Below are 17,573 nucleotides of genomic sequence, written 5' to 3'. Positions count from 1 at the left end.
TATCAACCTAAAAAGTCTTCTCGTTGAAAATCATGCTTGTCGATCTTGATGTTGTCACATGCCACCCCGTTCGACCGGAGCACCTGAATCGTTTCACGCAACAGCTCATCACTACCAACGATATAGAACAAGGCGTCCTTGTCGGATGCCATCATCTCCACGCGTTCGTAGTAGTCTTTCCGACTCGGGACGAATTCTGACGTGAAGTGCTCGTTCGATTCGAAGACGTCACCGAACAGATACGCCTTCGACGAATCGACGTTCAACGAATGGAGATGCGGAACACCTTCCCCGTTCGCCAAGTACTCGAGGACGACCGGACGGAATGTCGCGAGTCCGACACCCGCCGATAAGAGGTAGACGTTCTTCCCACTCCGTTCGAGTGGGACGTTCGAATGTGTCTTGAACAAGGCGACCTTATCCCCCGGTACCATGTCACGAAGGATCGATTTGAACGTCGAGCATTCGGTCTTGATTCGGGTCGTGATCCCGATCGCTCCTTCGTGCGGCAATGTCGAGATCGACATATGGCGGACGAGACTTCGGTCCGGCTTGTCCCCAGCGTTGAACCCTTCGAGCGCGAGATGCGTATGCGCCCCTTCCTGCCACGTGAACTCAGGTGGCAAGGCGAGATGGAACGTGTATGTATCCGGTGCCTCGGCCACGACTTTGGTGATTGGTGTCCAGTCAATTTTCATGTGAATTCTCCTTTTCGTTAATACACCGCAATCGGCCCATACGGCCCTTCGATGATTTCCAGTTTCGTCTCAAAAATTTCGGATAAAATCTTCGCGTCCATGATCTCATCGACCGTTCCAAACGCAGCGATCTGTCCGTCTTTCATCGCACAGATGCGATCCGAGTATTTCGCCGCGAAATTGATGTCGTGGAGCACTGTGACGATTGTCCGTCCGAACTCGTCGGCGACGTGGCGTAAATACTCCATCATCTGTACCGAACGAGCGATGTCCAAGTTGTTGAGCGGTTCATCGAGGAGGACGTATTCCGTCTCCTGACAGAGCACCATGGCCACATAGGCACGCTGCCTTTGTCCTCCTGAGAGCTCGTCGAGATAGCGGTTCTCAAGCGCGGTCAAGTCGAGGAAGTCGATATATTTCGAGATGATGGCCTCGTCCTCTTTCGTGAGGCGCCCTTTCGAGTAAGGGAAACGCCCGAATCCGGCGAGTTGTCGGACCGTGAGCCTTGTCACGAAGTGGTTCTCTTGGCGCAGGATGGTGATGATTTTCGCCAAGTCTTTCGACTTCGTGCTCGACACGTCCATGCCGGCGACTTGGATCTGTCCCTCGTCTAAGTTGAGCAATCGTCCAATCATCATGAGCGTCGTCGATTTGCCCGCTCCGTTGGGTCCAATCAATGAAGTGAATCCGGCTTTCGGGATATCGAGCGTGAGCGGTCCAATGTGGACATCGTCTGTATACGATTTTTTGACTTGTTCGATTTGAATCATAGCGACCTCTTCCTTAGAATGACGGCCAAGAAGATGAGTCCGCCGAACAGTTCGATGATGACGGAGACGACACTTGGCGTCTGGAATATGTGATACATAAAGAAATATGCACTCGTCAGGACGAAGAACCCTAGGGCGAACGCCATCGGAAAGACGTACTTATGGTCATACGTCGAGGCGACCTGATAGCTGAGCGTCGCGACTAAGAATCCGAAGAACGTGAGCGGTCCGATGAGCGCAGTCGAGACGGACATGAGGAGTGAGATCAGGACGAGCGTGTAAATGACGCTCCTCCGATGGTTCACCCCGAACGTCGTCGCGACGTCCTTACCGAGTGCGACGATATTCAATCGATTCGAGAACAGGAACAAGAGTGTCCCGGCGATGACGACGATCGGGATGACGATGGGAAAGTACGCCACGTCGGCATTCGTCACCGAACCGAACAGTCGTGCCTGCAGGATATCGAACTCGGACGGGGCGAGCATACGGCGCATGAACGATGACACCGAGTTCAGACCCGTCCCGATGATGATCCCGATGAGCAGCATGAGCTGCAGGTTGGCGTATTTCCCTGACAAGAGCCATCCGTAAAGGAGGAGACTCATCGTCACCATGAGGCCGACCTGTGTCAAAAAGGCGCTTGTCCCCGAGAAGCCGATCAACGCCCCGGCCCCGAAGAAGAACACCATGCTCGTCTGAATCGTCGAATAGAGCGCGTCAAATCCAAGCAGCGATGGCGTGATGATGCGGTTGTTCGTCACGGAGTGGAATGCGACCGTCGCAAGACTTTGACAGAGTGCCGCAATCAACATCGTGACGATGGCGACGATTCGCCGTTCCACGACCGGCACGAATGACGGAGAGTCCATCGGGACCGGATTGTTATAAAGGAGAAGCCCGAGCGCACACAACAGTCCGCCGAGAATGAAGGCACTTAAGAAGAGCCAATAGCGTCTGCTCGCCCGTTTCGATTGAAACGCTGAAGCATGACGTTCTTCTCTCAATTCCCCGATTGATACTTCGACACCGTCTCGTTCCATGACCGTACTCATCGAACCCCTCCCTTCTTCCGTTGTCGCATCAAGATCATGATGAAGACGATTGCCCCGACCGTCCCGAGAATCAGTGAGACCGGGAGTTCGAACGGCATGATGATTGTCCGTGAAATCAAGTCACTGACGAGAATCGCACCCATCCCGACAAGACAGACCCATGGAAGGTTGCTGCGCAAATCATCCCCGCGGAACATCGAGACGAGGTTCGGGACGATGAGTCCAAGGAACGGTAAATTCCCGATGACCGTCGCCACGACACCGACCGATAAGGCGATGAGCCCCGTCGCCATCATCATGAGCTGGTTATAGTTCACGCCGAGACTCGTCGCGATGTCTTCACCTAACCCCGCGAGCGTCAAGCGATTCGCCAGTAAGAAGATGAGTACCGTCACGACGATGATGACCCATAGATACTCGTAGCGCCCGATTTGCACCGAGGCGAACGAACCGACGAACCAGCCCTCGATCGCCTGGCTTGCTCGGAAGAATAGACCGAGGAACGTCGAGATGGCGGAGATGACCGCCCCTAACATGAGCCCGATGATTGGCACGATGAGCGATGAACGAAGTTTGACCGAACGTAAGAACCAGAAGAAGACCATCGTCCCGATAAACGAGAAGACGATCGCCCCGGTCATCCGCATCATGAGGCTCGGTGCCGGTACAAGTAAGTAAACGGTGAGCAGTCCGAGTCCCGCCCATTCGAGCGTCCCCGTCGTCGTCGGTTCGACGAGTCGGTTTTGCGTGATGAGCTGCATGACGAGCCCCGCCATCGCCATCGCCGCACCCGTCAGCATGAGGGCGACCGTCCGTGGGACTCGGGTGATCCAAAACATATCGAAGCCGTCTGTCCGTGACAGATCGTACACCCCGGTAAAGAGCGACAGCACCGCCAAACCGAGGACGATGATCACGGTGAACACGAACGACTTCGTCCACAATCTAGAAAAGGAGGGCTGAGACATCGTCTCAACCCTGGCTGTCAATGGTTTTTGCATGACGGAACCTTACTTCGCGAGCGCTTCCGTGACACTGTTGAAGAATTCCGCGTACGTTTGAATCGATTCGTTCAAGTACGTGTCTTTCGGTGCATAGACGATTTGCTCTTTCGACACAGCCGTCGTCTTTTGAAGCGCCGGTGCGTTGTCGATTACGTCTTCTGCTGGTACTGCGCCTTCTGCGTCACCGAGTGGTGCGTCACGGTCGAGAACGAACAACCAGTCTGGGTTGCTTTCTGCGATGGCTTCGACGGATACTTCGTCACCTTCGTGGTCACCTGTCTTCTTCTCGACTTCAAGGGCCGGGACCCATCCGAAGATGTCGTACATCGGTCCGAACACGCGTCCCGTTACCGGTGCTGAGAACCCGATGTCTCCACCCGATACGATGACCGACATGATTGTATCTTTTCCGTTGTATGCCGCTTTCGCGTCTTCGATCGACTTGTCGAGGTCAGCGACGATGGCTTCAGCTTCTGTGTTTTTGTCAAAGATTTTTCCGAGTGTGAGCGTCGTGTCTGTCAATCCTTTGACTAAAATCTCACCCGGTGTACCTGAGTCTTCTGGGATCTCGATGTTCAAATCGATGACCGCTGCTTCTGGAACCAACTTTTTAATGTCCTCGTAGTAATCTGCGAAACGTTGACCGACGATGACGACGTCCGGGTCAACTCCTGCAATCGCCTCTAAGTTCGGCTCGAAGTGCATGCCGACGTCCACGATGTCTTTGTCTGATGCATATGGCGACTCTGCTGGAAGGAGTCCGATTGGTGCCGCCACCAAGTCGATGTCCCATGCTGCCAATGTTTCAAACGTCCGGTTATCAAGGGCGACGACCTTCTCCGGGTTGACCGGTACCTCGATTGCGCCATGTGCGTCTGTAATTTCGACCGTCTCTGTCTTTGTTGCGCCGTCGACGTTTTCTTCTTTCTTCGTCTCACTCGTTCCGCCACATGCGGCGAGTACGAAGACGAGCAACGTCAACATGAGTGAAATCTTGAATTTCCCCACTTCATCCATCTCCTCTGTATGTAAGTTTCAATGATCCTCGCACCAAAAAACGAGCCACGTTGGTTATGTATGTCTATTCTCGTGTTCTCGTTATTATTGATAATGATTATCATTGTCGTTTTCATCAAGTAGCATAACAAACAAAATGTGGATACGCAATGTCAATTTGACAAGATTCGGATAGGAAAATTTTTCTTTCTATAGATGCACGCACAAAAAAAGAAAGTGGGAAATCCACTTTCTCAAACGAAGTAATAGATTATGCCATCCGTAAAATAATCGAGAGCCTCAAGTAACGTGAAAAAGATAGAGACGATCAAATAGATGATTCGTTCATCGCGTTCCAAGCGTCTCCAAATAAACAATAAGATAATCAATCCGATTGGTCCGAAAATCAGACAACCAATCAAAAATGGGACTGTCTGCGCCACAAAAGGTAATTTTTTCTCGTTCTCAGTCATTCAACTCATGCCTCCGAGATCCCGTTCGCCAACAGCAATAAGAAAATCCAAATCGACAACGGGATCATCAATCCGATTGTCGCAAGAAGTGTGTACATTTTTATGATTCGATCCTTCATGAACAGTCCCCAAATCAACGTGGCGAACAAGGCGATGTCAATCGCGAGATAAACCCAAATGACCGTCATCAATTCGAGATTCGGGAATACCCGACCGTTCAAGGTGAAGAAGGTGATCACCGTCAATAGGAAGAGACCGAGCGTGGCGTAGAGTGATGCGTATCGCCTCTTCATACGAGCATCGCCCGCTTCCGTTTGACCATCTCGAGGCAACGGCGGACACACGTATCGACATAGCCATCCAATTGATTAGGGAGGAACATCGTGTATGTCCCCTCCTCCGTCATCGCCGCGTCCCGCTCGACTTTCTCGACCAGTTCAACGAGCTCTGGATTTCCTTTCAAGCGTTCAAAATCGAACGTCCCGAGGCGTTCCGACAGCCGAGCATTGTACGCATCAAAGTCCGCATAATAGGCCGCCTGTTTTGACGGGTCCTGGGTGATGAGCTCTTTCAACCAACCTTTATAGAATCCCTGCAACCAGATCTCATCCGCGACGAGATGCGCGTAATAGCCGAGTCGATACGAGAAGTCTTCCTCCTTGCTGTCAATCCAATATTGGGACAAATCCAAGCGACGAGATAAATCATCATGGCGTCCTGCGTAGTAATGGGATGCCTCTTTTTCTGTCGTTGCATCCGGTGCGAGACTTCCAAGCAAAAATGCGACCTCATCCACCTCCGACAACGCTGGTAACATCTCATTCGCGATGACGAGATGCATCAAATGTGAACCCATGTCACGCCCCCCTTTTCCCTGATTATTCCATCAACGTTCTATCTCGACAACCCCTCGCAAATTTTGATAGACTAACTTTACTGAACGGTCAGTAAAGTAAAGAGAGGTGTGATGGGATGAGTAAAAAACAATTGTTGCTACAGACTGCCGCCCAGATGATTCGAGAAGACGGGATCAGTCAGTTGTCGCTCGAACGATTGGCGACGAAAGCAGGAATCACGAAAGCCGGGGTCCTCTATCATTTCGACAATAAGGCCAACTTATTGCGACAGATGAACGAATTCGCCATCGAGACGTTCGAGAAACGAATCACCGCCCATCTATCGGACGGTACATATTCGTTTACCCGTGCCTATGCACTGGCGACATTGGATGATGTCGATCACGGAGATATGGACCTCGTCGCCGTCTTTATCTCCTCGCAAGAAGATGCGACGAGCGAGTCGATTTGGAGTGACGTGTCGACCGGTTGGGACGAGCGTTTCGCTGTCGACGGGCCGGACCAGGATGCGATTTTAAAACTTCGCCTTCTCTGTGACGGCTTTTGGTTCGCTGTCTTGTATGGGTATAGCGAATCGTTCAAGGACCGTGCGGCGACACTCATTCGGGAAGCATGTGACGAGTTGCTTCAAGGAGGGTTGTAATATGGGATTCATCTATTTGATCGGGGCCATCGCCTCGGAACTGTTCGGGTCGAGCATGTTGAAAGTGAACGCCACCTCGACGAGCCGTCTCCCAATTCTCGGGGTCGCCTTCGGTTATGGGACGGCGTTTTATCTCTTATCACTTGCCCTCTTCACCATCCCGCTCAGCTTCGCGTATGCGTTTTGGAGCGGGGTCGGGACGGCACTCACGGCAGTGATCGGGTTCGTCGTCTTTCGGGAACAAATCAGTCGTCAAAAAATTGCAGGGATTGGGCTCGTCATCATCGGGCTCGTCTTGATGAAAGTGTGAGGTGAATCGGAATGCAAGCCTATCTTTTACTCTTCTTTTCTATCGGATTTGAGGTACTCGGGACATCGATGTTGAAACTGTCGGATGGATTCACAAATCTCGTTCCGAGCGCCATTCTGTTGGTTAGTTTCGCTGCGTCGTTCACCCTCATGGGCATCGTGTTGAAGACGATTCCGCTCAGTATCGCCTATAGCATCTGGGCCGGACTCGGGACCGTGGCGACAGGACTCATCGGGGTGTTTGTTTACGGGGAAGTTCTTTCGGCGTTGAACGGAATCGGTCTCTTGTTGATCGTCCTCGGCGTCATCGTGATGAATCAACGAAGAGAGGAAGTCGTGACATGAACGAGTTGGCAAATCACCTTCAAACACTAGAAGAAGCGTTATTGACGACGGAGGTCAGGCAGTCGACGGAGCGATTGCGTGAACTGTTGACCGACGACTTCTTTGAAATCGGTAGCTCGGGACGGTTGCTGTATCAAGATTGGGATCAGACGACACTCCAGCTTGACCCGATTGAGGCTGTGTTATCCGAATTCACGCTACATCCGTTGACGGAAGGTCACGTTTTGGTGACGTACCGTCTCGTTCAACCGGTATTGAATCGCGAAACACGCCGTAGCTCGATTTGGGTATTCGTGGACGGACGTTGGAAGATGCGATTCCATCAAGGCACGGTCGTTCCGCCAGAGGCAACTTGATTGCCGAACGTCCTCGCCATCCGCTACTCTGAAGTGGAATCCAAGCGTGACGAAAGGGGCAGTTTCTTTATGAAAATTTTACTCGTTGGGGCAAGCGGTACGGTCGGTCAGGCCGTCGCAAAAGAGTTGGAGAAAACACATACGATCATCCGGGCTGGACGTAACGGGGCGGACGTGCAAGTCGACCTCACTTCCGAAGACAGCATTCGCCACATGTATGAAACGGTCGGTCGGGTCGACGCGGTCATCAGTACGGCGGGTAGCACGCATTTCGGTCCGCTTTCCGAGATGACGCCGGCAGATAATCAGAAGAGTATCGACAGCAAGATTAAAGGACAAGTCAACCTCGTCCTTCTCGGACTCGATTATGTGAACGATGTTGGTAGCTTCACACTGACGAGTGGAATCTTGATGGACGACCCCATCAAAGAAGGCGCATCGGCGGCACTAGCGAACGGGGCCATCAAAGGATTTGTGACCGGTGCGGCGATTGAGATGCCACGGGGCATCCGCATCAACAACGTCAGTCCGAACGTCCTCGTCGAAGCACTCGATGCGTATGGTCCTTATTTCCGTGGTTACGCGGCGGTACCGGGTGAACGGGTTGCCCTCGCTTATGTGAAGAGCGTCGAAGGCGCGCAGACTGGACAGACGTACGAAGTGTATTAACCTCGAAGCATCTCTTCAAGAGGTGCTTTTTTCGTACCTTGCACTTTATTTTGTCTCCCTCGTCCGGAAGATTCCGCTATACTCGGGGCATCTTATGCCCGAGAAAGGTTGAAGTTTCATGAAAGACAAAACGTTTCGCGCCCTTTATCATATCCCTCCTTCTTTCGTCGAACACCCACTCCAAAAGCGCGTCCTTCAGGCGATTGGTCGTCCTCAGGAATCGATGGTCGAGGTCATCTTCCGCGTCGGTGGGTTCGGCACGTATGATGTGAGTACGATCACCTTTTTTGAGAGGGGCACCGTCCTTCGTCACATCGAGCGGTCCGACCGATCCATCACCGAGCCCTTTGAATTCGAATACTATGAGGGCGAGGAAGCGAAACAGATGCGTGTCGCGTTTCATCTGCTTGGAACGAATTGGTGGCCAACCGTCTTCGAAGAACTGGAAGGTGTTCGCACGCTAGATGGTACGCAGTGGAGCCTCAGCGTATACACGAACGGGACACTCATTCACGAGCATCATGGCAGTAACGCCTACCCGTCCGAATGGGAGCAAGTGACTCGCCTTTTTGGTATTTCTTGAAGAACGACAAAGGGAGCATCCGCTTTGGATGCTCCCTTTCGTCAGAGCTCTTGAATCATCTCGACCCGATTGCCGAACGGGTCTCTGAACTCGAACCGCTCGAATCCTGGAATCGGGATGCCTTCGGAGTAAGAAATCTCATTCTCTTGAAGCGCTTCCTTCCAATGAGCTAAATCCGTCACAGCGTACGCGATATGCGCTTTCGTCTTCTGTCGTTCCACATCGTCCTCTGCCCCGACATGAACGGAACGGTCGCCGACCTGAAGCCAAAATCCACCTCGTCCCTTCAATGAATCCGGCTTCTCGATTTCACGTAGACCGAGAAAATCGCAGTAAAATGCCTTCGCCTCTTGCTCCGCTCCAGTTGGAATCGTGATCTGGACGTGATGAATCCCTGTGATCATGCCTCATTTCCCCTTCCGATAGGTCAGTCCGATATACTGCATCTTCTCGTTGAACAAACGTGGGTACGCCAGATAGCCGACGAGCGTCGCCGAGATCGAGGCAGTCGTCAAAATCAAGAACAGGATCAAGAGTTGATACAAGACCGCTTCCATCGGGTCGGCTCCTCCGATGATGAGTCCGCTCATCATTCCCGGTAGCTGGACGAGTCCCATCGTCTTTTGGGCCTCGACGGTCGGGATCATACTCGTCCGAATCGCATTCTTCAAGCTGCGGTCGATGGCCACTTTCGGCGTTCCGCCAAGCGAGAGAATGAGTTCGATGACATCGTCACTCCGCTCGACCTCATCTTTGAACTTATTCAAGAACAGGAGTGACAACACCATGCTGTTCCCAATGACCATCCCGCTGATCGGAATGACTTTTTCCGGCTCAAATGGGATGATACCAAGCCCGAGCATGAGTCCCATCGTCAGCGCTTCGATCGTCACGAGCGTCAAGACGATGATCCACATGATACCCGGAATGCCGTCCCCTTTCCGTCGGATGTTTTGTGTCGCGGCGACAATCATGAGTAGGATCATCAACAGCATGAAAATCGGACTGTCGCTCTCAAAGACGAACGTCAGGATATAGCCGATGATCAGCAGTTGAATGATGGAGCGGACGGTCGCAATGATAATATCACGCTCGAGTCCAAGTCGTAGGACGAGTGTCAAGGCGAGCGGGATGACGACGAAGATGAGCGCCGTCGCGAGTTCAATATATGACATCAATCTTCCCCCCTGACGAATCGTTGGATGACGGGATTGTCCGACTCATCGATGAACGATGCGTCCCCGTAAGCAAGTAGTTCCCCGTCCTTCAAGAACCACATGTCGTCACTCACCCGCCGTGCCTGGTCGAGGTCATGGGTGATCCAAATGACGGTCACACCATATGATTGTTGCAGTTTTCGAATGAGTCGCTCGATCTCTTTCACCGTCCGGTAATCAAGGCTCGCCGTGATCTCATCGAGTAAGAGCACGTCCGGTTTATTGACGAGCGTCCGGGCGATGGCGACCCGACTCCGTTCCCCACCCGATAGTGATTTGACGGGTTGGTCGAGGAGCGCCTCATTTAAGTCGACGCGATGGAGCAATTCGGCAGCCCGGTCGCGGTCAAGTGTCTCGTCGAAGATGGCTTTCGGGAGATTCAAGTTGTCGTACACCGTCCCTTGAATCATCGGCGCACTTTGAAACGCCATCCCGATTTTCTTTCGTAGTTCGAGGATGTCCATCTCCGCGATGTCTTCCCCCTTGAAAAGAATCGTGCCCGTGTCTGGTGACAGCAATCCGTTGATATGCTTCAGACACGTCGTCTTGCCGGCACCGCTCGGTCCGACGAACGTCGTGATTCGTCCTTCCCGGAACGTCCCGGACACATGGTGCAGGATGTCTTGATGACTCACATCTTTGAATTCAATGATTGACATGCTTCTCTCGCCTCCTATGTATAGTGTACAAAAAAGAGTGGATGAGGTGGTCCAGAATGCAGTCTGGAATCGGCTGTTGCGAATATAAGAGATTCGTACTCAGTTTTGTTGAACATAGTCATTCACACTCAAAATGACCATGTTTCTTTTTGTTACAGGTTAAACGAACAAAGCGCCCGACCGTTTCCATACGAAACAGTCGGGCGCTTTTATTAGTTATAATCCCGTTCAATGACGAAGCTCGTCTTGTCCCCGCGGAAGTAGGAGCGTGAGTATTCAATCGCCCGTCCCGACTCATCCTCTGTCACCGTCTCGATATGGAAGCACGGTGATCCGAGTGGACAGTCGAGGAGCGCACTCACCTTCTCATCAGCTAAGGCAATCTCCAATGCCTCCGTCGTCTTCGCGACATGAACGTCATGGACCTCCGCTAGTGTCCGGAAGAGTGAATGCTCCGCCTGTTCTTTCGTGATCCCCGGTGCGATCTGCCACGGGATGAACGAGACCTCATACTGCGTCGGTTCCCCGTCCGCATGACGGATTCGCTCAATCTTTTGAATCGGGGCGTTGTCTTCCGCTTCAAACACCGATGCGATTTGACCGGAAGCCGAGATGACCGAGATGTCGATCAAGGCGACTTGCCCACGTTTCCCTTGAACGGCAAGCTGGGCCGCATAGTTGTTCGGCGTGTACGACAACGTCTGTTGTACTTTCTTCCCGGCGACGAACGTCCCGCGACCTTGTTGACGGACCAGATAGCCTTCCGTCGTCAACTGGTTGAGGGCGCCACGCACCGTCGTCCGGCTCACATCGAACTCCTCGCAAAGCGCGTATTCGGTCGGAAATTTTTCCCCTTCTTTATAGTGCCCACTCTTGATGCGGGACAACAATTCATCCTTGATTGCGGTTTGGAGCGTCGATTGCGACATGTCTCCATCTCCTTTACGTTGGGTTGGTTCCTTTATTGTGATACAGCAAGCATACAAATGCAAATACAAAAACTTATTTGTATTATTTGTATTTTTTATATTGCCGAAAGTTGTATCATTTGTTATATTTGTTACGACAAAAAGAAATCGCTTTCAAAAGGAGGAGTTGGCACCATGGCAGTCAAGGTCGTCATCATCGGCGGTGGGTCCAGTTACACCCCGGAAATCATCGAAGGATTGATTGATCGACAAGCAACGTTCCCCGTTCGGGAGATTGTGCTCGTCGATATCGAAGAAGGGAGGGAGAAACTAGAGATTGTCGGTCGTCTCGCTCAGCGGATGATTGAAAAAGCAAACGCCGAGATCACACTCAGTTGGACGCTCGATCGAAGAGCCGCACTCGTCGGCGCAGATTTTGTATCCACACAGATTCGGGTCGGTGGACTCAAGGCACGCGCGCTCGATGAACGCATCCCGCTCAAGCACGGCTTCATCGGGCAAGAGACGAACGGCGCAGGCGGATTATTCAAAGCATTCCGTACCATCCCGGTCTTGATCGACTTGGCAAATGAAGTCGCCGAGATTTGTCCGGATGCCTGGCTCGTCAACTTCACCAATCCGGCGGGCATCGTCACCGAGGCCGTACTCAAGCACTCATCTCATAAGAAGGTCATCGGTGTATGCAACATCCCGTTCAACATGCGAAACTCGGTCGCTGAGATCCTCGAGACACCTGTCGAACGAGTCGCGATTGAATTTATCGGATTGAACCACTTCGTCTTCGGTCGTCACGTATGGGTCGACGGCGTGGACCGGACGAGTGACGTCCTCGCCTCGCTCAACTCAGGCAACGATTACTCGCCGGCGAACATCGTCGGTCTCGGTTGGAGCGAATCGTTCCTATCGTCACTCGGCATGTTACCGAACCCGTATCACCAGTATTACTTCCAGACGAAAGATGTGTTGAAGAAAGATCTTGAGGCGTACGCACAAAATGGCACCCGTGCCGAAGTCGTGCAACAAGTCGAGGCACAGTTGTTCGAGAAATACAAAGACGTCGATCTCGCCGTCAAACCGGAAGAGCTTGAAAAACGTGGAGGCGCCTACTATTCAGACGCCGCCTGCAACTTGATGGACTCGATTCACAACGACCGCGGTGACATCCAGACGGTCAACACGCTCAATAACGGCACGATTCGAGATTTACCAGACGACGCGGTCATCGAAGTGAACGCCGTCATCACGAAGTCGGGACCTCGCCCAATCTCTATCGGCGCGTTACCGCTACCAATCCGTGGGCTCATCACGAACTTAAAAACGTTTGAACAGCTCGCCATCCAAGCGGCTGTATCCGGCACGTACGAGGACGCCTACCTTGCCTGCCTCATGAACCCGCTCATCCAGGACGAGAAACGGATCGACCCGCTTCTTAAAGAGCTGTTCACAGCGCACGAGGCGTACCTACCCCAATTTAAGAAGGAGGTTTACTCATGAACAAGTTTATTGAAATCGCGGGACGTATCGGGTCCCAAAGGCACTTAGTCGCCATCCGTGACGGATTCGTTTCCGTCATGCCACTCATCATCGTCGGGTCGCTCGCGGTCCTCATCAACAACTTCCCAGCCATCAACATCGGTGGTCTCTCACTCGACTTCGTCGGATCGATGAACAGTATGTTCGGCGAAGGTAATTGGCAAGGGCTTGGCGGTAGCATTTGGAATGCGTCCTTCGCGATACTCGGGCTCCTGATCGCCTTCTCGATCGGGTATAACTTGGCCCGTTCATACGGGATTGACGGGCTCGCGGCGGGGATCTTGTCGCTCGCCTCGTATATCATGCTCGTACCTGTCACTGCTGACTGGGGTCTCAACTTCGCATGGCTCGGCGCACAAGGTCTCTTCGTCGCCATCATCGTATCGATTGTCGTTACAGAAATGTTCCGCTACCTCATCAATACGAAACTGACGATCAAGATGCCAGAAGGTGTACCAGGCGGGGTCACACGTTCATTCCAAGCGCTCATCCCATCAATGATCATCTTGACGGTTGTCGCAGGATTCCAGCTCTTCATGACGCTCGTCGTCGAACTCAGTGTATTTGAAGTCATCTTTAAAGCGATCCAACAACCGCTCCAAGGATTCGGCGACTCACTCCCGGCTGCCTTGCTCATCGCCTTCTTGAACCACATCCTTTGGTTCTTCGGGCTTCACGGGACGAACATCATCGGCTCGGTCATCGAACCGGTCTATCTCCCGCTCATCGAGCAAAACTTGGCTGCCTTCCAAGCTGGAACGTCAGCGTTTGATGTACCGTACACGGTCACAAAACCGTTCTTGGATGCGTTCGTCTTCATGGGTGGATCGGGTACGACGTTCGCGCTCTTACTCGCGATCTTCATCGTCGTCCGCAAACAACGGAATCACCCGTATCACCAAGTGGCAAAACTGTCGACACCAGCCAGTCTCTTTAACATCAACGAACCGGTCATCTTCGGTCTTCCAATCGTATTGAACCCGATCATGCTCGTACCGTTCATCTTAGTGCCGGTCACGCTCACCATCGTCTCTTATATCGCGCTCTCGACAGGCATGGTTCCGAAGACAGTCGCCATCGTCCCATGGACAACACCACCAATCATCAGTGGCTATTTGGTAACGGGCGGTAGCGTTCGCGGCGTCTTGCTCCAAATCGTCAACTTGTCGATTGCGACAGCGATGTATATTCCATTCGTCATTGCAGGAGCGAAGGCGATGACAGCCGAAATCAATAAAAACAAAGCTGCTACTGAGGAAGGAGAAAAGATTTCGTGAAAACCGAAACCATCCAAGAACTCTCGTTTATGATTATCTTACATGCCGGAAATGCACGCTCCTCTGCATTCGAGGCTATCGCTGCCGCGAAACGCGGTGAAGCGGACGAAGCGGCGGCAAAGTTGAAAGAAGCCGACGCGGCCTTCTTGGACGCACACAAGCTACAAACGGAGCTGTTACAAGAAGAGGCACGGGGGACGACGAGCGACATGAGCGTCCTCCTCGTCCACGCACAAGACCATCTTATGACGGCGATGACCGTGAAAGAACTCGCCGTCGAAATGATTGACATGATCACCCGTTTGAATCGATTGGAGGAAACGACATGAACATCTTACTCGTCTGCTCGGCAGGAATGTCGACATCAATCTTAGTGGAAAAAATGCGGAAGGAAGCTGCCGCACGCGGACTCGACGCATCCATTGACGCGATTCCGGAGTCGCGCTTGAAAGAACAGTCGAACGTCGACGTCATCTTGATCGGACCACAAGTCCGCTACCTCGAAGGCAAAATCAAGTCGTCCGTCGACGTCCCGGTCGCGGTCATCGATAACATGGCGTATGGGATGATGAAAGGCGATCTGGTCCTCGACCAGGCACTCGGTCTCGTCAATGCTTAAAACGTTCGTCCTCGTCAACGCCGATGACTTCGGCTTGACGACGGGTGTGAACGCCGGCACACTCGACAGTCACGTGAATGGAATCGTCAATTCGGCGACGATGATCATGAACGGGTATGCCGTCGAGGAAGCGGTCCGACTCGCGAAACAACATCCGTCGCTCCGTGTCGGGGTCCATCTCGTCTTGTCTTGGGGCAAACCGCTCGCCGACACGAGTTCTCCCCTCACGAAAGAAGATGGCACGTTCCGCTACACGAGCCGCTTCATGACTGAAGACTCGCCTGACCCGGAACTCGTCTATCTGGAGTGGAAAGCCCAAATCGAGGCATTCCTTGCGACAGGACTTCCACTCGACCATCTCGACAGCCACCATCACATTCACGGTTGGTCGGTTCTGCATGACGTCATCATTCGTCTCGCTGAAGAATATGACACGACGTTTCGGGCCTTAACGACGCTCGGGTCACGCCGAGACTTGTGGGTGACCGAACGGTTCAGTGATCAGTTCTATGCGGACGGTGTCTCCCATGCGACGCTCGACGCCATCGAACCAGGACGATCCATCGAAGTGATGGTCCATCCGGCCGACATCGATGATCGTCTTCCGAACGTCACCTCATACCTTGTACCACGCCTCCTCGAAAAACAGGTGTTGGTCGACTATGAACGCCCCGAATGGTGGGCATGAGAAAAGCGAGTTCCCATGTGGGGACTCGCTTTTTCATAGGTCAAATGCTTGTTGAATCTGTGCCGCTGTCTCTTCCGGACTTAAGTTCGTGTTATCGATCCGAAGATAATGCTCGACGTCTAATTCCCCCGGACGTGAGTTCAATCGGTACATCGTCGCCGTCTGCTTCAGTTCCGCTTCGGACCAAGCGATGTCACGTTTCGACGGTTTATGGGTGAGGCGGTTCTCCGTCGTATTGCGCGCAAGGCGTTCCTCTATCTCGGCCTCGAGCTCGACATAGTAGATGTCCGCCCCGTGTGACTCGAACAAGCCCGTCACCTTCTTCACGTAATCCCAGTCCTCCTGCATGTCAAACGCCCAGACGAACGTGAAAATCATGCCGGGTAAATCACTCTTGGCGACCGCCTCGAACAGTTCTTGACGAAAGTGTTGGACGAGTCGCTTCCCTTCCGGCGTCCCGTAATTGAAGAACGGTCCGACGAGGTCGATCGTCATATGGTTATGGAATAATTTCAGTCCGGTTTTGTCAGCGAGCGCCTGTCCGACCGTCATCTTGCCGACGGCTTGTGGACCAAATAAGATGATGAATTTCATTGGATTTCCCCCTATATCTTTTGAAGATTTTATCATGTGACTTAAAATGTGTGACCCCTCCAAAATATTTGTTTACCTCTTTCCAAATGAAGGAATAAGCATAGCATCGAACTTTTTAGAAAGAAGGTGCCCCCGTGACTTGTCCCCACTGCGGAAAGAAGACACGATCGAAAACGGTCTGCCCGACGTGTGGCCGCCGCTCACGTCGCACGATTTGGTTATTTGCCACTCCATTCGCTATCGCACTCATTACCTTTGTCACCTTCATTGGAAACGCCTATTTCAAGGACATGCTACGTTCGACCGACTCGCTCGCCGATCAGGTCAACTTGCCGATTAGGGAAGATACGGTCTCCGCTGACGAAGCGACACCGGTCGACTTCGCCGCCTTACAGGACAGCCTCTTCACCGTCAGTTACGGAACGGGATTTTTGGTGAGCTCACGCGATGTCGTCACCGCCGCCTCGAATGTGGCCGGGTTGACGAATATCATCATGTACCATGACGGTGAGGCCGTCTCCGGCACCGTCGTCGGTCGGACGAAGCTCATTGCTGTCATTCGAATCGAAGAGACGGAGAACACACCATACACACTCACGCAAGCGATCGCCGCAGAGGACGAGACGTTGACCACATTGACGATGCAAGAACGCATCAACGGTACGGTCACATTCGCCGAGAACGGCTATAGCCGAAACTTTGAATTGCCACGTCATGCGTATGGCAGTCCACTTCTTTCAGCATCCGGGCGAGTCGTCGCCATCCATTTGCGTGGGATCGCCTTGCCGACCGCATTATTTGAACAAGACATCCGTACGTTCATCGCAAAAGATACACCGGCACCACCCCCTATCGAACTCGCACCGGTTGAACCGATCAAACCGGATTTGACAGAAGAACCGGTCGTCGTTCCGGAAACGCCTTCTATTCCTGAGGCACAACCTGAAATCCCACCTGTCACTGAACCGGAGGCACCGGTCGAGGAAGAAGTCGAAGAGGAGGTTGTGGAAGAGCCCGAACCGACGACACCTGAAGTGACGCCAGAAGAACCTGCGGAACCGCCGAGTGAACCGGAGGAACCGACGGATCCACCGGAAACGGAAGAGCCGATTGAAGACGATCCTCCGGTGACTGAGCCGGAGGAACCGAGCGAACCGGAAGAACCAGCGGAGCCAGAAGAACCGACGACGCTCGAACCAGGCGGGGATGAGGACTCCATCGTCGAAGACGATCCGGACCCTGAAGAAAACATAAATGAAGAAGAAAACGACACAAGCACTCCATCCGAATGATGGAGTG

The 17,573-nt window shown here is 52.7% G+C and carries 25 protein-coding genes; 12 read left to right on the top strand and 13 right to left on the bottom strand.

The annotated features are described in order from the left end of the window. Positions 1–2 precede the first annotated feature (2 nt). From KOG47_RS02355 to KOG47_RS02320, 8 genes are all read right to left on the bottom strand, one after another. On the bottom strand, positions 3–698 hold the full coding sequence (locus KOG47_RS02355) for a ferredoxin--NADP reductase (protein ID WP_215243681.1): 696 nt from the start codon (positions 696–698) through the stop codon (positions 3–5). Positions 699–715: 17 nt separating this feature from the next. Continuing rightward, entirely contained in the window at positions 716–1,468 is a 753-nt protein-coding gene (locus KOG47_RS02350) for an iron ABC transporter ATP-binding protein (RefSeq protein WP_031422518.1), read from the bottom strand. Further along, a complete protein-coding gene (locus tag KOG47_RS02345; RefSeq protein WP_047794929.1) occupies positions 1,465–2,523 on the bottom strand; it encodes an iron chelate uptake ABC transporter family permease subunit in 1,059 nt (352 codons plus the stop codon). Before KOG47_RS02345 ends, KOG47_RS02350 begins: the two co-directional genes overlap by 4 nt. Next, on the bottom strand, positions 2,520–3,524 hold the full coding sequence (locus KOG47_RS02340) for an ABC transporter permease (protein WP_031422514.1): 1,005 nt from the start codon (positions 3,522–3,524) through the stop codon (positions 2,520–2,522). The genes KOG47_RS02345 and KOG47_RS02340 overlap by 4 nt, the downstream gene beginning before the upstream one ends. Positions 3,525–3,533: 9 nt before the next feature. Further along, entirely contained in the window at positions 3,534–4,544 is a 1,011-nt protein-coding gene (locus KOG47_RS02335) for a siderophore ABC transporter substrate-binding protein (RefSeq protein WP_215243680.1), read from the bottom strand. A gap of 233 nt (positions 4,545–4,777) precedes the next feature. Continuing rightward, positions 4,778–4,996, bottom strand: coding sequence for a hypothetical protein (locus tag KOG47_RS02330; protein WP_215243679.1), 219 nt, complete (start codon positions 4,994–4,996; stop codon positions 4,778–4,780). A gap of 5 nt (positions 4,997–5,001) precedes the next feature. After that, positions 5,002–5,289 (bottom strand): hypothetical protein, encoded by a 288-nt coding sequence (locus tag KOG47_RS02325; RefSeq protein ID WP_215243678.1) that lies wholly within the window; start codon positions 5,287–5,289, stop codon positions 5,002–5,004. Further along, the gene (locus tag KOG47_RS02320; RefSeq protein WP_215243677.1) at positions 5,286–5,852 is read right to left on the bottom strand and encodes a zinc dependent phospholipase C family protein; all 567 of its coding nucleotides are present in this window, start codon (positions 5,850–5,852) and stop codon (positions 5,286–5,288) included. The genes KOG47_RS02325 and KOG47_RS02320 overlap by 4 nt, the downstream gene beginning before the upstream one ends. 116 nt (positions 5,853–5,968) lie before the next feature. On the opposite strand from KOG47_RS02320, the gene KOG47_RS02315 reads away from it, so the two are divergent. From KOG47_RS02315 to KOG47_RS02290, 6 genes are all read left to right on the top strand, one after another. Then, the gene (locus KOG47_RS02315) at positions 5,969–6,496 is read left to right on the top strand and encodes a TetR/AcrR family transcriptional regulator (protein WP_211782354.1); all 528 of its coding nucleotides are present in this window, start codon (positions 5,969–5,971) and stop codon (positions 6,494–6,496) included. Between the two features lies 1 nt (position 6,497). Continuing rightward, positions 6,498–6,806, top strand: coding sequence for a DMT family transporter (locus tag KOG47_RS02310; protein WP_074036309.1), 309 nt, complete (start codon positions 6,498–6,500; stop codon positions 6,804–6,806). Between the two features lie 11 nt (positions 6,807–6,817). Further along, positions 6,818–7,150: a DMT family transporter gene (locus KOG47_RS02305; RefSeq protein ID WP_211782353.1), complete on the top strand. Its 333-nt coding sequence runs from the start codon at positions 6,818–6,820 to the stop codon at positions 7,148–7,150. Further along, positions 7,147–7,506, top strand: coding sequence for a nuclear transport factor 2 family protein (locus KOG47_RS02300; protein WP_215243676.1), 360 nt, complete (start codon positions 7,147–7,149; stop codon positions 7,504–7,506). The genes KOG47_RS02305 and KOG47_RS02300 overlap by 4 nt, the downstream gene beginning before the upstream one ends. Before the next feature lie 69 nt (positions 7,507–7,575). Then, positions 7,576–8,175 (top strand): short chain dehydrogenase, encoded by a 600-nt coding sequence (locus tag KOG47_RS02295; protein WP_215243675.1) that lies wholly within the window; start codon positions 7,576–7,578, stop codon positions 8,173–8,175. Positions 8,176–8,293: 118 nt separating this feature from the next. Then, positions 8,294–8,758: a hypothetical protein gene (locus tag KOG47_RS02290; protein ID WP_047794923.1), complete on the top strand. Its 465-nt coding sequence runs from the start codon at positions 8,294–8,296 to the stop codon at positions 8,756–8,758. Between the two features lie 41 nt (positions 8,759–8,799). On the opposite strand, the gene KOG47_RS02285 is transcribed toward KOG47_RS02290, so the two are convergent. The 4 genes from KOG47_RS02285 to KOG47_RS02270 form a co-directional block, all read right to left on the bottom strand. Further along, on the bottom strand, positions 8,800–9,162 hold the full coding sequence (locus KOG47_RS02285) for a VOC family protein (protein WP_215243674.1): 363 nt from the start codon (positions 9,160–9,162) through the stop codon (positions 8,800–8,802). 3 nt (positions 9,163–9,165) lie between these two features. After that, positions 9,166–9,933, bottom strand: coding sequence for an ABC transporter permease (locus KOG47_RS02280; RefSeq protein WP_074035973.1), 768 nt, complete (start codon positions 9,931–9,933; stop codon positions 9,166–9,168). Further along, entirely contained in the window at positions 9,933–10,634 is a 702-nt protein-coding gene (locus KOG47_RS02275) for an ABC transporter ATP-binding protein (protein ID WP_215243673.1), read from the bottom strand. Before KOG47_RS02275 ends, KOG47_RS02280 begins: the two co-directional genes overlap by 1 nt. 212 nt (positions 10,635–10,846) lie before the next feature. Further along, positions 10,847–11,563, bottom strand: coding sequence for a GntR family transcriptional regulator (locus KOG47_RS02270; protein WP_012727186.1), 717 nt, complete (start codon positions 11,561–11,563; stop codon positions 10,847–10,849). A gap of 174 nt (positions 11,564–11,737) precedes the next feature. On the opposite strand from KOG47_RS02270, the gene KOG47_RS02265 reads away from it, so the two are divergent. Genes KOG47_RS02265 through KOG47_RS02245 form a run of 5 tightly spaced genes read left to right on the top strand, consistent with a single transcriptional unit; the run spans position 11,738 to position 15,680 of the window. Further along, a complete protein-coding gene (locus KOG47_RS02265; protein ID WP_159562858.1) occupies positions 11,738–13,057 on the top strand; it encodes a 6-phospho-beta-glucosidase in 1,320 nt (439 codons plus the stop codon). Then, entirely contained in the window at positions 13,054–14,373 is a 1,320-nt protein-coding gene (locus KOG47_RS02260) for a PTS sugar transporter subunit IIC (RefSeq protein WP_215243672.1), read from the top strand. Before KOG47_RS02265 ends, KOG47_RS02260 begins: the two co-directional genes overlap by 4 nt. After that, a complete protein-coding gene (locus KOG47_RS02255; protein WP_084156011.1) occupies positions 14,370–14,702 on the top strand; it encodes a PTS sugar transporter subunit IIA in 333 nt (110 codons plus the stop codon). Before KOG47_RS02260 ends, KOG47_RS02255 begins: the two co-directional genes overlap by 4 nt. Next, positions 14,699–14,992, top strand: a complete 294-nt coding sequence (locus KOG47_RS02250) for a PTS sugar transporter subunit IIB (RefSeq protein ID WP_012727190.1) — start codon at positions 14,699–14,701, stop codon at positions 14,990–14,992. Before KOG47_RS02255 ends, KOG47_RS02250 begins: the two co-directional genes overlap by 4 nt. Next, complete coding sequence (locus tag KOG47_RS02245) at positions 14,985–15,680, top strand: carbohydrate deacetylase (RefSeq protein ID WP_215243671.1); 696 nt, start codon at positions 14,985–14,987, stop codon at positions 15,678–15,680. The genes KOG47_RS02250 and KOG47_RS02245 overlap by 8 nt, the downstream gene beginning before the upstream one ends. A gap of 33 nt (positions 15,681–15,713) precedes the next feature. On the opposite strand, the gene KOG47_RS02240 is transcribed toward KOG47_RS02245, so the two are convergent. Continuing rightward, positions 15,714–16,274, bottom strand: coding sequence for an AAA family ATPase (locus tag KOG47_RS02240; protein ID WP_031422484.1), 561 nt, complete (start codon positions 16,272–16,274; stop codon positions 15,714–15,716). Between the two features lie 134 nt (positions 16,275–16,408). On the opposite strand from KOG47_RS02240, the gene KOG47_RS02235 reads away from it, so the two are divergent. Beyond that, a complete protein-coding gene (locus KOG47_RS02235; protein WP_215243670.1) occupies positions 16,409–17,566 on the top strand; it encodes a S1 family serine peptidase in 1,158 nt (385 codons plus the stop codon). Positions 17,567–17,573 lie beyond the last annotated feature (7 nt).

The sequence above is a fragment of the Exiguobacterium sp. s121 genome, assembly GCF_018617245.1.
Lineage (GTDB): Bacteria > Bacillota > Bacilli > Exiguobacteriales > Exiguobacteriaceae > Exiguobacterium > Exiguobacterium profundum.
The sequence above is the reverse complement of the archived record's forward strand: the minus strand, read 5'-3'. Positions and strand labels throughout refer to the sequence as shown.

Excerpts from the sequence above, each read along its gene's own strand:
- KOG47_RS02305 (WP_211782353.1), top strand. The coding sequence starts at position 6,818 with ATGCAAGCCTATCTTTTACTCTTCTTTTCTATCGGATTTGAGGTACTC.
- KOG47_RS02310 (WP_074036309.1), top strand. The coding sequence starts at position 6,498 with ATGGGATTCATCTATTTGATCGGGGCCATCGCCTCGGAACTGTTCGGG.
- KOG47_RS02330 (WP_215243679.1), bottom strand. The coding sequence starts at position 4,996 with ATGACTGAGAACGAGAAAAAATTACCTTTTGTGGCGCAGACAGTCCCA.
- KOG47_RS02350 (WP_031422518.1), bottom strand. The coding sequence starts at position 1,468 with ATGATTCAAATCGAACAAGTCAAAAAATCGTATACAGACGATGTCCAC.
- KOG47_RS02270 (WP_012727186.1), bottom strand. The coding sequence starts at position 11,563 with ATGTCGCAATCGACGCTCCAAACCGCAATCAAGGATGAATTGTTGTCC.
- KOG47_RS02295 (WP_215243675.1), top strand. The coding sequence starts at position 7,576 with ATGAAAATTTTACTCGTTGGGGCAAGCGGTACGGTCGGTCAGGCCGTC.
- KOG47_RS02320 (WP_215243677.1), bottom strand. The coding sequence starts at position 5,852 with ATGGGTTCACATTTGATGCATCTCGTCATCGCGAATGAGATGTTACCA.
- KOG47_RS02315 (WP_211782354.1), top strand. The coding sequence starts at position 5,969 with ATGAGTAAAAAACAATTGTTGCTACAGACTGCCGCCCAGATGATTCGA.
- KOG47_RS02265 (WP_159562858.1), top strand. The coding sequence starts at position 11,738 with ATGGCAGTCAAGGTCGTCATCATCGGCGGTGGGTCCAGTTACACCCCG.
- KOG47_RS02325 (WP_215243678.1), bottom strand. The coding sequence starts at position 5,289 with ATGAAGAGGCGATACGCATCACTCTACGCCACGCTCGGTCTCTTCCTA.
- KOG47_RS02260 (WP_215243672.1), top strand. The coding sequence starts at position 13,054 with ATGAACAAGTTTATTGAAATCGCGGGACGTATCGGGTCCCAAAGGCAC.
- KOG47_RS02345 (WP_047794929.1), bottom strand. The coding sequence starts at position 2,523 with ATGAGTACGGTCATGGAACGAGACGGTGTCGAAGTATCAATCGGGGAA.
- KOG47_RS02240 (WP_031422484.1), bottom strand. The coding sequence starts at position 16,274 with ATGAAATTCATCATCTTATTTGGTCCACAAGCCGTCGGCAAGATGACG.
- KOG47_RS02285 (WP_215243674.1), bottom strand. The coding sequence starts at position 9,162 with ATGATCACAGGGATTCATCACGTCCAGATCACGATTCCAACTGGAGCG.
- KOG47_RS02280 (WP_074035973.1), bottom strand. The coding sequence starts at position 9,933 with ATGTCATATATTGAACTCGCGACGGCGCTCATCTTCGTCGTCATCCCG.
- KOG47_RS02300 (WP_215243676.1), top strand. The coding sequence starts at position 7,147 with ATGAACGAGTTGGCAAATCACCTTCAAACACTAGAAGAAGCGTTATTG.
- KOG47_RS02355 (WP_215243681.1), bottom strand. The coding sequence starts at position 698 with ATGAAAATTGACTGGACACCAATCACCAAAGTCGTGGCCGAGGCACCG.
- KOG47_RS02335 (WP_215243680.1), bottom strand. The coding sequence starts at position 4,544 with ATGGATGAAGTGGGGAAATTCAAGATTTCACTCATGTTGACGTTGCTC.
- KOG47_RS02275 (WP_215243673.1), bottom strand. The coding sequence starts at position 10,634 with ATGTCAATCATTGAATTCAAAGATGTGAGTCATCAAGACATCCTGCAC.
- KOG47_RS02290 (WP_047794923.1), top strand. The coding sequence starts at position 8,294 with ATGAAAGACAAAACGTTTCGCGCCCTTTATCATATCCCTCCTTCTTTC.
- KOG47_RS02245 (WP_215243671.1), top strand. The coding sequence starts at position 14,985 with ATGCTTAAAACGTTCGTCCTCGTCAACGCCGATGACTTCGGCTTGACG.
- KOG47_RS02250 (WP_012727190.1), top strand. The coding sequence starts at position 14,699 with ATGAACATCTTACTCGTCTGCTCGGCAGGAATGTCGACATCAATCTTA.
- KOG47_RS02340 (WP_031422514.1), bottom strand. The coding sequence starts at position 3,524 with ATGCAAAAACCATTGACAGCCAGGGTTGAGACGATGTCTCAGCCCTCC.